This window comes from Nocardia rhamnosiphila NBRC 108938 (assembly GCF_000720425.1).
GTDB lineage: Bacteria > Actinomycetota > Actinomycetes > Mycobacteriales > Mycobacteriaceae > Nocardia > Nocardia rhamnosiphila.
The window spans coordinates 245941-258623 of the sequence record NZ_JOAJ01000009.1; the positions used below are offsets into that span (position 1 = coordinate 245941).

General features: G+C 67.8%; 11 protein-coding genes. 5 read left to right on the forward strand and 6 right to left on the reverse strand.

Annotated elements, in window-relative coordinates; all coding sequences use genetic code 11:
- The first annotated feature begins 317 nt into the window (after positions 1-317).
- Positions 318-1190 (forward strand): glucose-1-phosphate thymidylyltransferase RfbA, encoded by an 873-nt coding sequence (gene rfbA / locus IG75_RS0127915; protein WP_030524319.1) that lies wholly within the window; start codon positions 318-320, stop codon positions 1188-1190.
- 8 nt (positions 1191-1198) lie between these two features.
- Positions 1199-1753: a dTDP-4-dehydrorhamnose 3,5-epimerase family protein gene (locus IG75_RS0127920; RefSeq protein WP_030524320.1), complete on the forward strand. Its 555-nt coding sequence runs from the start codon at positions 1199-1201 to the stop codon at positions 1751-1753.
- Between the two features lie 117 nt (positions 1754-1870).
- On the opposite strand, the gene IG75_RS0127925 is transcribed toward IG75_RS0127920, so the two are convergent.
- Entirely contained in the window at positions 1871-2419 is a 549-nt protein-coding gene (locus IG75_RS0127925; protein WP_063834199.1) for a DUF4282 domain-containing protein, read from the reverse strand.
- A 285-nt stretch (positions 2420-2704) separates the two neighbouring features.
- Between IG75_RS0127925 and IG75_RS0127930 the strand changes: the two genes are divergently transcribed.
- Positions 2705-3202, forward strand: coding sequence for a hypothetical protein (locus IG75_RS0127930; RefSeq protein ID WP_030524322.1), 498 nt, complete (start codon positions 2705-2707; stop codon positions 3200-3202).
- Positions 3203-3311: 109 nt separating this feature from the next.
- Here the strand turns inward: IG75_RS0127930 and IG75_RS39945 are convergent, their stop codons facing one another.
- Entirely contained in the window at positions 3312-3740 is a 429-nt protein-coding gene (locus tag IG75_RS39945; RefSeq protein ID WP_051715052.1) for a GtrA family protein, read from the reverse strand.
- A gap of 401 nt (positions 3741-4141) precedes the next feature.
- Between IG75_RS39945 and dprE1 the strand changes: the two genes are divergently transcribed.
- Positions 4142-5617 carry a decaprenylphosphoryl-beta-D-ribose oxidase gene (gene dprE1 / locus IG75_RS0127940; RefSeq protein ID WP_030524324.1) on the forward strand — a complete coding sequence of 492 codons (1476 nt, stop codon included), beginning with the start codon at positions 4142-4144 and terminating at the stop codon, positions 5615-5617.
- Positions 5614-6393, forward strand: coding sequence for a decaprenylphospho-beta-D-erythro-pentofuranosid-2-ulose 2-reductase (dprE2, locus tag IG75_RS0127945; RefSeq protein WP_030524325.1), 780 nt, complete (start codon positions 5614-5616; stop codon positions 6391-6393). Before dprE1 ends, dprE2 begins: the two co-directional genes overlap by 4 nt.
- 161 nt (positions 6394-6554) lie before the next feature.
- On the opposite strand, the gene IG75_RS39755 is transcribed toward dprE2, so the two are convergent.
- The 4 genes from IG75_RS39755 to IG75_RS0127965 form a co-directional block, all read right to left on the reverse strand.
- The gene (locus IG75_RS39755) at positions 6555-6716 is read right to left on the reverse strand and encodes a hypothetical protein (RefSeq protein WP_168165647.1); all 162 of its coding nucleotides are present in this window, start codon (positions 6714-6716) and stop codon (positions 6555-6557) included.
- 122 nt (positions 6717-6838) lie between these two features.
- Complete coding sequence (locus IG75_RS0127955; protein ID WP_245713247.1) at positions 6839-10066, reverse strand: arabinosyltransferase domain-containing protein; 3228 nt, start codon at positions 10064-10066, stop codon at positions 6839-6841.
- A 154-nt stretch (positions 10067-10220) separates the two neighbouring features.
- Entirely contained in the window at positions 10221-12242 is a 2022-nt protein-coding gene (locus IG75_RS0127960) for a galactan 5-O-arabinofuranosyltransferase (protein ID WP_030524327.1), read from the reverse strand.
- Between the two features lie 167 nt (positions 12243-12409).
- Entirely contained in the window at positions 12410-12655 is a 246-nt protein-coding gene (locus IG75_RS0127965) for a type II toxin-antitoxin system VapB family antitoxin (protein ID WP_030524328.1), read from the reverse strand.
- Between the last annotated feature and the right edge of the window lie 28 nt (positions 12656-12683).

Sequence of the window (12683 nt, forward strand, 5' to 3'; positions counted from 1 at the left end):
TCCCCTCTCAATCCCATTTCGCACCTATCAGATCTCGAGGGCGCAATATCACAGCCGTACACGGAAAACCGCACCGGCACGGAATTCGGGCGGATACTCGACCGAATCCTCAACAGAAATATCGAGACGGATCTGGATCGGACCCCTGTATCGCCCTCATTGCCGGTGAGTACCCAGGAAGGCTCATCACCAAACGGCGCCGGGGCGGCCCACCGCGCGCTCGCCCGCGGAACCGGCCCCGGCCGGCCGCACCCGACGGCGCGGCGAAGTACCGCCGCACGCAGCCGCACTCACCCGGGCTGGCACACTGACCGAACATGCGCGGAATCATTCTGGCGGGCGGCACCGGGTCGCGTTTGCATCCGATCACGCGCGGGGTGAGCAAACAGCTGGTCCCGGTCTACGACAAACCGATGGTCTACTACCCGCTGTCCACTCTCATGCTGGCCGGGATCCGGGACATCCTGGTGATCACCACGCCCGAGGACGCCGAATCCTTCAAGCGCCTACTGGGTGACGGCTCCCAGTTCGGCATCGCGATCGACTACGTCGTACAGCCGGTGCCCGACGGTCTGGCCCGGGCGTTCGTACTGGGCGCCGAGCATATCGGCGGCGATCCGGCCGCCCTGGTGCTGGGCGACAACATCTTCCACGGACCCGGCCTCGGCACCAGCCTGAACCGGTTCGCCGAGATCGACGGCGGCGCCATATTCGCCTACCGGGTATCCGATCCGACCGCCTACGGCGTGGTCGAATTCGCCGACGGCAAGGCGATTTCCATCGAGGAGAAACCCAAGCTGCCCCGGTCCAACTATGCCGTACCCGGACTGTATTTCTACGACAACGACGTGGTGGAGATCGCGCGCGGGCTGCGCCCCTCCGGCCGTGGCGAATACGAGATCAGCGATATCAACCGGGCTTATCTGGAGGCGGGCAAGCTCCGTGTCGACGTACTGGCCCGCGGTACCGCCTGGCTGGACACCGGCACCTTCGACTCACTGCTGGACGCGGCCAACTACGTCCGCACCATCGAGGAGCGGCAGGGCCTGAAGATCGGAGTGCCCGAAGAGGTCGCGTGGCGAATGGGTTATATCGACGACGAGCAACTCTGCCTGCTCGCCGACCCGCTCACCCGTTCCGGTTACGGTAAGTACCTGCTCGATCTGCTCGAGCACGGACGAAGTTGGTGAGTGGGTAGATGCGGATCAGTGAGATGTCGGTCCCCGGCGCCTGGGTTTTCACACCGAAAATCCACGGCGACGACCGGGGCGCCTTCGCCGAGACCTTCCGGGCCTCGGAGTTCGAGAAGGCCACCGGCCGGTCCTTCGATCTGCGGCAGGTCAACACCTCGGTTTCGGCCGCCGGCGTCCTGCGCGGTATCCACTACACCGACGATCCCCCCGGTCAGGCCAAATATGTGACCTGCGGACGTGGCGCCTTTCTCGATGTCGTAGTCGATCTGCGGCCGGGCTCCCCCACCTTCGGCCGCTGGGACAGCGTGGTGCTCGACGAGATGGACCGCCGGTCGGTGTTCCTGTCCGAAGGGCTCGGGCACGCGGTGCTGTCACTGCAGGACGATTCGGTCCTCACCTATCTGTGCTCACTCGAGTACAGCCCCGAGCACGACCACGATCTGGACGCCTTCGATCCGGACCTGGCGATCGATTGGCCGGAGACCGGCCGTGACGGGCGGCGGCTCACCTTTCTGCGCTCCCCGAAGGATGCCGCGGCCCCCCGGTTGCGGGACCGCTGAACCGAACGGTCGCGCCACGGGCCGATCGGGCTTCGCTCGCAGCCGGGCCATGCGGCCGTCCGGTATCGGTGATCTGCCCTACTATTCGCCGCCGGCACTATTACGGGGGGTACGGAGTTATTTGCGCGACCCCCGGCGGAAGCGCCAGAACTGCACCGCCCGCACGTCTTCGGAGAGCTGGTTCACCGGTTCGGCCACCTCGGACAGCACCTGGAACAGGTCGTCGGCGAGATCGCTGATGTGTTCCACCCGGGTCGCCAGTCGGGAGGCGTTCACCAGGAACTCCAGGAAGAGACGGACCGCGGCGGCGATCGTCAGCGCGAAAGGCAGCGCCAGCAGGGCCGTCAGCACCCCGAGCAACGCCGAGATCCGCCAGGCCAGCACGGTCAGCACCACCGGCACGGTCACCGCGAAGACCAGTCCGAGCAGGTAGACCAGCGGCAGCAACGTCCTGGTGGCGGGCCGGCGGAACCGCACATCCAGGAGCCCGCGGACCGCGTCGGCGCCCCACTGCCGGACCGACCGGGCACCGGCTTCGGGACGGGGTTCGTCCGCGGCGGCGGCCGCGTCGGCGAAGCGTTGCGCGGCCTCAGCGCGCCAACTGAGCTTCCGCCGGATTCGCCGAGCAGGCGAATCCGCAGTATCGTCCTCCTCCGGCGGTCTCACTCCTGCGCCGGCTGTAGGAGGAACCGCCGGCTCAGGTGCTCCGGCCGCCGCCGGACCGGTTCTCGGGGATTCGTCCGCTGCCTCGCTGGCCATAACGGAATCCTTCCCGGATTGCGTGCGCGAAGCCAACCAGGATCCCGATGATCGTCCTGTACCAGTTGATGTCGACTGCTGCCACAAATGAGAGGAAGCCGACAGTCGAAAAAAATCGCTGGAACGGCGTAACACCCCGGGCACCCGGCACCGATACGACCCATGAAAGCCGGAGCTTATCTATACCGGGGAATGGAGATGACAGTGCGTACGACGTTTCCGACTTCCGTCTCGGCGGCCGCCAAGTCCGCTGCCGCGCGGGATTACGCCCAGCGTGGCTGGACGGTCGCCGAAACGACCAACGGCCTGTGCCTGATCACCGACGCAGACCTTTCCGCCGTCGAGGTCACCGGGGAGTTGGCCGCGTCGGTCCGCCGGTATCTGCGAGCGAACAACCTGACCGGTCCGGTGATCGAGATCCCGGGCGCCGAGCGCCGGGAGATCCATCTGGTCACCGGGATGCGCAAGGCCGAACGTGCCGTCGAGGCGCTGCGGGCTGCCGGTGCGGTCGTGCACACCGACGGCGACGGCATCCCGCTGCCGCCCACCCACCTCTCGGCCGGTTCGGCCAGCTGGGGCGTGGACCCGGAGGAAGCCCGCTGGATCCCGCCGGTGGTCGCGATCGGCGCCGCCGTCCGTTCCGTGCGCGCCCGTCGGCCGCAGCGGCTGGCCAGCGTCGCCTGCGCCTGAGGCACCGGCCGCGCCGCGGCCTCGGTAGCACCCGACAACAACAGAAACCCGACAGCAGTGAGCCCCGGACGTCTCCGACGTCCGGGGCTCATCGCTGTGTGCGGAGGAACTAGCGGATACGGAAGATGACCAGGCGCTGGACCACGAAGTTGATCACCGTGGCCGTTCCCTGCGCGATCACATAGGCCAGCGGGACGCGCCACCACAGCCCCTCGTCGAAGGCGTGGTAGAAAACCCAGTTGATACCCACCTGAACGCAGAAGGTCAGCGCGTACAGGATCACCACCGCGATGAAACGGGCCCGGCTCGGGGCCGCGTTGAAGGTCCACCGGCGGTTGATCAGGTAAGCGGTCGTGGTGCCGGCGATGAAACCGATCGCCTTGGCCGGGTTCACCGGCAGACCCGCCACCTCGAGCAGCAGCACGTAGAGCCCGAAGTCGACCACGGCCGACAGCGCCCCCGTGACGGCGAACCGCACCAGCTGGGTCACCAGACCGATCTGCGCGCTCCCGGATCCGGCATCGTCCGGCTCGCGCACGGCGACGGCCGGCTCCTCGGCCGAGACGGAGACATCTCCGGTGCCGCCCGGCGTCACCCGGGGGCTCCGGCTCACTGCGTTGCTTTCAGGGCCCACCGACGGAAATGTACTTGTCCAGAGGCGCCCGTGGGCCCGCGGGTGCAGTCGACCGTTCATAGGGCGGCGACCGTTGAGCACCTACAGAGTCGTGAACCTACCCAGGCCGGTCGAGACGCAGGTCTCCGCGCACCTCTGTCCCCTCCGAATAGTCGGCGTCCAAGGTCGGGGCCCGCCCCGGTCTGGAGCGACAGAGCGAAGGAGCGCGGCGACTGAACGGAGGAGTGAAGAACCGGGGTCACAGGGCCCCGACCCCACGGCGCCGAAGGCGCCGCAATCCAATACAGCCTGTAGCCTCTAAGCCGATGTCCACGAAAGCTCCGACCTCGACTCAGGCGTCCGGTACCGAGACCCCGCCGGCCGGCGATCCAGTTAGCGCCGGTACGGGGTTCACGCTACCCACGCGAACCCGGACGCTCACCGGGTGGGCCCGTACGGCGGCCACCACCGCCGAAGTGCTCTCGACGAGCGACCCCGAACTCATCGCCCGCGCGGTCGCCGTGGTCGCCGAGGACAACGACGGCAAACCAGAGCATCTGCGGCGCGGTGTGATCGCCCGCGGGCTCGGCCGCTCCTACGGCGACAATGCGCAGAACGCGGGCGGGCTGGTCATCGATATGACCGCTCTGAACCGAATCCATCGCATCGACCAGGACACCCGGCTGGTGGATGTCGACGGCGGTGTCACGCTCGACCAGCTGATGAAGGCCGCGCTCCCGTTCGGCCTGTGGGTTCCCGTACTGCCGGGCACCCGGCAGGTCACCGTCGGCGGCGCCATCGGCTCCGATATCCACGGTAAGAACCATCACAGCGCGGGCAGCTTCGGTAACCATGTGCGGTCCATCCAGCTGCTCACCGCGGACGGCGAAGTACAGACCATCGGCCCCAAGAAGAACGCCAAGCTGTTCTGGGCCACCATCGGCGGCTGCGGTCTCACCGGCATCATCCTGCGTGCCACCATCGAGATGACGCCGACCGAGACCGCGTACTTCATCGCCGACGGCGATGTGACCTCCGGCCTCGACGAAACCATCGCGTTCCACAGCGACGGCTCCGAGGACAACTACGAGTACAGCTCGGCCTGGTTCGACGCGCTCAGCCCGATGCCCAAACTGGGCCGGGCGGTGATCTCGCGGGGTTCGCTGGCCAAGCTGGACCAGCTGCCGAAGAAGCTCCGCAAGAATCCGCTGGGCTTCACCGGGAAGACGTTCCTGACGTTCCCCGATGTGTTCCCCAACGGTCTGCTCAACAACAAGACGTTCACCCTCGCCACCGAGATCTGGTACCGCAAGGGCGCCACCTACCGGCAGAAGCCGCAGAATCTGACGGCGTTCTACCACCCCCTCGATATGCTCGGCGAATGGAACCGGGCCTACGGGTCGCGCGGTTTCCTGCAGTACCAGTTCGTGGTGCCGCCGGAGGCGGTCGAGGAGTTCAAGCAGATCCTCATCGACATCCAGGCGAGCGGGCACTATTCGTTCCTCAATGTGTTCAAGTACTTCGGCGAGGGCAACCAGGCGCCGCTGAGCTTCCCCATGCCGGGCTGGAACGTCTGCCTGGACTTCCCGATCGCGCCCGGTCTCAACGACTTCGTCACCGAACTGGACCGGCGCGTACTGGAGTTCGGCGGACGGCTCTACACCGGTAAGGACTCGCGCACCACCGCCGAGAACTTCCATCAGATGTATCCCCGGATCGACGAGTGGATCAAGGTCCGCCGCAGCGTCGACCCCACAGGCGTTTTCATGTCCGATATGGCGAGAAGGCTGGAGCTTCAGTGATCAACGCGGTAGGCAATCCGCAGTCCATTCTGCTGTTCGGCGGGACCTCGGAAATCGGCCTCGCGATCGTCGCGGAGTACCTGAAGAAGGGACCGGCCCGGGTGATCCTGGCCACCCTGCCGGGCGATCCGCTGCGGGATACCGCGGTGGCGCAGACCAAGGCCGCGGGTGCGAGCCAGGTCGATGTGATCGATTTCGACGCGCTCGACACCGACAGCCATCCGAAGGTCGTCGACCAGGCCTTCGCCGATGGGGATGTCGATGTCGCGATCGTCGCGTTCGGGCTGCTCGGCAATGCCGAGGAATTGTGGCAGGACCAGCGCAAAGCGGTGCAGATCGCGCAGATCAACTACACCGCCGCGGTCTCGGTCGGCGTGCTGACCGGCGAGAAGTTGAAGGCGCAGGGCTTCGGCCGGATCATCGCCATGTCCTCGGCGGCCGGCGAGCGGGTGCGCCGCTCCAACTTCGTCTACGGCTCCACCAAGGCCGGGCTGGACGGTTTCTATCTGGGGCTCGGCGAGGCGCTGCGCCCGCACGGTCCCCGGGTACTGGTGATCCGGCCCGGTCAGGTGCGCACCACCACCACGATCGAGCACTGGAAGGCCACCGGTGCCAAAGAGGCGCCGTTCACGGTCGACAAGGAAGAGGTCGCCGCGCTGGCGGTGGACGCCTCGGAGAAGGGCAAGGAGCTCATCTGGGCACCGGGCGCGTTCCGGTACGTGATGATGATCCTGCGCCATATCCCGCGGTCGATCTTCCGCAGGCTGCCCGTCTAGCTCCGCCGGGCACCGGCGTTGCCTGTATCAGCGGCAGCGCCGGTGATACAGGCTCACTCGCACAATGTTCGAGGGCCGTCACACACCGATCCGGTGTGCGACGGCCCTCGTCGTATTCGGTACTTCCGGCGGGCCACCGCGTGCGGTGGCCGCAACCGCTGTCACACGCGTGTCATTCGCTGGCCCAGCTCGCGGCGCAGCACCTCCTGGGACGGCAAGCGCCCGAGGACGCGCAGTACCGACGGTCGTAGTTCCCTTTGCTCCTCATCGGTGAGCAAGCCGACGAGATCGCGCAGTTCCATATCGTCGAAGGCCGAAGTCATGCGAACCAGCCTACGGGCCGTGCTGCCGTTCGTCATCCGTTCGGCAATTCCCTCACATGGAAATAAACCGATATGTGAGCCACAACACTTGATAGACGAGTCTCGATGTAGCGCAACCTCGTTCAACTCACCTTGATCGGATCGTCGGTGCTCATACCGCCCCGATCCACCTCGGTGACGGTCGTTTCGGCCGGTACCGCGTCGGGCCGGTACGGGGTGAAACGCTCCAGCGAACCCCAGTCCCGGGCCCAGTCGTCGGACAGATAGGTCGCCACGGAATCGGCTTCCAGCAGTAGCTCGGTCCAGCCGAGCGGGCCGCCGCCGATATGGTCCTGCCACGCGTTGGAGGCGTCGGAACCGACGCGGTCGGGCAGGATCCGCCAGCGCGGCACCTCCGCGACGCCGTGGCTGTGGTCGAACGGCCGCTGGCAGCCGAAGGCCAGCCCGACATGCCAGTCCAGCAACACCGGGTCGGTATGTCCCACAACGGAATCCAGCGTGGCCAGCCGCGGCAGCCGCGGCGGCGTGATCGCCAGCCACTGCCGTGCGGTGATGTCGTTGTCGACGGCCACCAGACGGACCGCGTTCGCCTCCCGGGGCAGCTGGTCCAGGGGTACGCGCAGATTGCGCCAGGACGGATTGGGACCGATATCCAGCGGTGTCACCGATCCGAGCACCGTCATGGTGCCGTCGGCACCGCGCGTCCCGTACTCCACTGTGAGGTCCTGACCGTAGGTGAGCACACCGTCGGCATCCACCGATTTGATCCGGCCCGCGGCGGTCAGGGCGAGCACCCGGTAGGCCGGATCGGCCCGCATGTCGTCGGTGAGATCCAGGCGATACCAGCCGGTGGTGAGCTTCGCCTGCTGCTGGTCGCCGGTCATATAGCTGCCGAGCACCGGGGTGCGGGCCGGGTCGAGACCGAACGGCAGCGCCACCGTGGAGCCGTTGATACCGGCCTGCACGGACGTGCCGCCCCCGGTCCCGGCGCCGGTGGTGTCGGTGGTCTTGTTCTCGGTATCGGATTCGACGGAATTCGCACCGCCGGAGGTGGTTTCCTCGGCGTCGGCGGTCAGATCCTCGGCCACCCCGTCGGGGGTGAATCCGACGGTCTGCGCCTCGGGGTCGGTGGAGGTCAGGCCGTCGGCGGGGTTGCCCTCGTACGGGAGCAGCAGGGAATCGGCGGTGTTCGTCTCCACCAGCACATCGTCGGCCAGCCCGCACGGGTCACCGGCCAGCGCACGGACATTCGATTTGGCGACGGAATAGGCCGGGTACTGCCCCACGGCCGCTTTGGTCAGCGACGCGATCTCGAAGAGCACCAGCAATGCCGCGGCCACCGTGAGCGGCGCCGACGCGTACCGGGCCGACCGTGCCGGCAGCCCGCCGCGGTAGGGCGCGCGATAGTGCAGCCACAACGCCACCAGCAGCGCGAGCACGGCGAGGCCGAGGAACAGCGTGGACAGGCCCTTACCGGCGATCAGCGGCGCCTTGTCCCACCACGGCACACCGTAACTGGATACGTACCACCAGCCGTTGGAGCCGGTGAACGTGATCGCCAAGAGGAACAGCACGGCGGCGGCGAACAGGGCGCGATTGCGCGGGGCCCGGATACCGTTGGTGCCCACCGCGACAGCGGCCAGCGCGGCCAGCGAACCTGCCAGGCCCGCATAGACGCCGAAGTGATGGGTCCATTTGGTGGGTGTGAACATCATCAGCAGCAGCGAGGCGAACACGATGCCCAGGATCCGCACCGACGGGCCGCGCGAGGTCCCGGGGATCCGGCCCTTGCGCAGCACCTGCAGGACGCACACCAGCAGGCAGAGCAGCATGAGCAGGACCCCGAACCGCCGCGCCAGCGAACCGTCCGGGGAGAGCATGAGCAGCGAATCCCAGCGGGTGCGTTCGTCGAACCAGGCCACATTCGGCCCGACCGCGGTACGGACGCGGGTGGCCTCCAGCACCGTGGACAGGGTCTGATCGGCGAAGATCACCACCAGCACCAGGGTTCCGGCGGCCAGACCCGGCAGGATGAGGCTCGCGTACCGCCACAGTGCCTGCGCCCGGGAAGCGCCGCCCCGGGCACGCGCGATGATGATCTGGAGTACCGGCCGGGAACCGGCGATCAGCGCGGCGATGCAGATGAGCCCGGTGGGTCCGGCGGCCAGCGAGAAGGCCGCGATGAGTATCGCGATCGCGGCGGGCAGCAGCCGCGCGGTGGCGATCGCGCGTTCGATCGAACACCAGGTGAGCAGCGCACCGGCCGCGATCAGCGGTTCCGGGCGCAGACCGTTGTCGTAGGGCAGCCAGAACGCCAGGAACACCAGGCCCGCGGTCCACAGGGCGATCTGATTGCCCCGTACCCGCGCGCCCAGCCGGGGCAGCACCTCCCGGCTGATCACCAGCCAGCACACGATCCCGGCCAGCAGCGTGGGCAGCCGCATCCACGGGCTCGACTCGGAGACCCGCGTCATCCAGGCCAGCACTTCATAGGACCAGCCGAACGGCGCTTCCGGCACCCCGAACCAGCGGTAGTAGTTCGCCAGATAGCCGGCTTTGTCCGAAACGCGGGCCATGTTCAGGATGTAGCCGTCGTCGGAGGTGTTGGCCCCGATGATGTGCCAGCCGGCGAGTACACCGAGCACCGCGCCGTCGGCGAGCCGGAAGCGCCACCAGTGCGCGGGCAGGAAGCGGCGGGCGCGCCGGCCGTCGGTGGTGTCGAGTAGATGCAGCGCGATGAGGGCGAGCGCCGTGAACACCACCGCGCCGACGATCGCGGCCAGCTTGAGCGGAGTCGGGGACGAGGTGAAACGCGAGTCGATATCGGCGTGCAACCGGATACCGCCGAGCTGCTCCTGCGGCAGGTCGGTGAACACTCCGACTAGTTGCGGACGGATATCCCGGTCCACCTGAGCGCGGAACGGTGTTCCGTCGGCTCGGGCGATGCCGGTCAGTTCCGCGGTGGTCACGGCGGCCGACGAGGTGACGGTCAGGGCCTGGCAGCCGCCGAGTTCGGCGCGCTCGGCGGAAAGCAGCGGCACATCTCGCAGCACCACCGACAGGGTGTCACCGGTCACCGTGACCCGTAGCCCGCGCGCCGACGACTGGCCCGATCCGTCGGGCACCGTCTCCACCACGGTGCCTTCGGCGGTGTTCAGCACCGGACACGGCACGGTGAGGTCCAGCCGCAGCGGCTGATAACTCACCAGCGGCGCCTCGATACTCGCGGCGCCGGCCTGCGGCCAGTCCAGGGCGGTACGTTCCTGGCGCACCGGCAGCAGCGGCGCCGCGACGGCCAGCACGAACCCGAGTAGCCCGGATACCAGAGCCAGCAGGCGGATACGGTTCAACGCTCGAGGAGATCGGTCCGGTCGCACGGGGCTCGACTCTAATAGGCGCTGCCGAGCGGAGCTCACCCGCAGACCGCGCGCGGCCGGCTCGGCGGCGGAAATACACCCGGCCGGACGCGGCGGCAACCGGGTGGCCGGCGGCGGGCGGTATCGCTCAGCGGTTCACGACGACCAGGGTGAACGGGCCGATATCGGTCACGGTGAAACGCGGGTCCTCGAACAATTTCGCGGGGAACGCGACAGTGTAGCGACGGACGTTCGGGTCGTTCGGGTACACATCGGCGGCCAGTCGCAGGGTGTACTCGTCGCCACTGCGACGGAACAGGAACGCGTCGGGCGCGCGCCACGGCGCCGCGGCCAGCGCGTCGAGAAGTTCGCCCGGTGTGTCCTTCTCGCTCCACTGCTCGATCGCCGCGGACCGATCCGCGTAATCGGCCAGTGGATTGGCGTAGTGCGAGGTCATGCCCTGGAAACCGAAGTACGGGTAGTAGGCGAGGAAGGTGGTGTCGCCGGTGAGCACCACTGTTTCCGAGGGGTCGCGTCCGGTCTGGGCCCGCAATGCGTCGTCGATATTGTGGTAGTGCCGGACCGCGGACGGGTCGCGCTGGTCGGCCCGCCGGCCGTCCCCGTCGGTATCGGTGTAGGCGGTGGTGATCTCGGGGGCCAGGACATGGGGAATGTCCTGGCAGTAGGCGAGCGCGCCCGCTGTCGCCAGCACGATGGCCACCCAGCGGAACCGTGCCGGTTCGTTGAGCGCCTGGTACACCGCCCGTGCCCCCTCCACGAAACCGAACCCGCCCGCGGCCGCCAGCAGGACCAGCAGCACCGGTTCCAGCCGGAACGACAGCAGTGTGGACCCGGCCGCGGTGGCCAGCATCGACAGCAGCGACCACAGGTACACCGCGACCACGCCGAGGCCGAGCGACTGGGCGCGGCGCGAAGAACTCGCGCGCATCACCAGCCAGATGGTTCCGATCAGGCACAGCGCGCCCAGCAGCGAGAAATGCGCCATGGGAAACGGCAGTTCGGACCCGGCCTCGGGCAGATAGTGGAACGCGCCGCCGGACTGCAGTTTCGGCCGATCCAGCATCCGGGCCAGGAACGGCAGGAATACCGGAAGCGCGATCAGCGCGGCGATCACACCCATCACGATCAGCCGCAGCAGCGGGGCGCCGACAGCCCGGCCGGCGCTACCGACCGGCGCATGCGATTCCCCGGTGTGCGCCGCGATCCGGCGCGGTGTCCGGGCGGCGTACCGCGTCCGCAGACCGAGTCCCGCGGCAACGACCGCCATCAGTACGACGGTGAATACGGCGAACGCGAAATAGAGCGTGTAGCAGGCTGCGGCGAGGCCCAGGAACAACCCGGTTCCCAATACTGCCCCCCAGCCGCCCGCGGTGCGATCACCGCTTTCCGGCTCGCCTCCGTCCCCGGTCTTCGCCCCGGCGCCGGTGAGCTCGGCGGGCCGGTACAGCGCGCCCCAGGCCATCACCAGTACCGGCGGCAGCAGAATCGCGATCACCGCGCCGTAGGCCTCCGGCGCGGCATAGGTGACGGCCACGGCCGTCACCGCGCTGGTGACCCCCACTGCCCAATCCGCGCGGATCAACTGGGTCCACAGCACCAGCGACACCACCGCGGCCACCGCGATCGACCCGATCGCGTACGGCTTGAACACCTCCCAGCCGTCCATACCGAGCACATTCGCCACCCGGCCGCCGACCCAGAACCAGCCGGCCGGATAGAACGGCGGCAGCTCGGCGTAGGTCATATCGCGCAACGCGGCGCTGTCGGTGAGCCGGGTCAGATATTCGGTCCGGAACTCCTGGTCCACCGAGATGCCGAACAGGTACAGCTTGGTGGCCGCCAGCGGCATCCCGAGGGTGACGGTGACGAACGCCGAGATACCGGCCCAGGACAGCAGTTTCGCCAGCCGTCGCGAACGCCGCAGTCGCAGCAGGGCGATAGACCCCGCGATGAGCGCCGCGGCCCCCACCTGACCGACGGTGGTCAGTGCCCGTACGACATTGGAGGAATTGAACGCGGGCCACTGCACCAGGGAGAACGCGACCAGCCCGACGGCGACCACCACCACCGCGACCACCGTCGCGAGCACCGCTTCGCCGACTCCGGCCCCGACCTGACGCACCAACCGCGCGCCGCGACTCGTCGTCATCGGCGTACTTACCTCCGGCTCCCGATCCACCTACTGGGCGTCGGTCAGCCTAGTGCAGGGTTCCCAGGGACGACCGTTCACACGGATCGGACTATCGGAGCCGTCGGCCACCGAAAGCTGCCCGGCCGGCTTTCCGGAGCCCTCGAGAAAACACCATAGGCACCCGGTCATCGCTTGTAGGCACGTTTCTCCGCGACGTGCGCGGCCTCGGCTCCCTCGATATCCCAGTCCTGTGCCAGTTCGAAGTAGTACCTGAGCGCGGCGGCGCGGTTCAGTCGCTGCTCGCTACGAACCAGATGCTGGTTGTACTGACGCAATGCTTCGGCGACCGCCTCGGTTGCGGTCCAATGCCCACCGAGCGTCCTCGCCGATTCCAGTTCCTCTTCATCGATCTCGATCTGGACGATCCCCATCACAACCTCCTGATCAGAAACGCGGCGG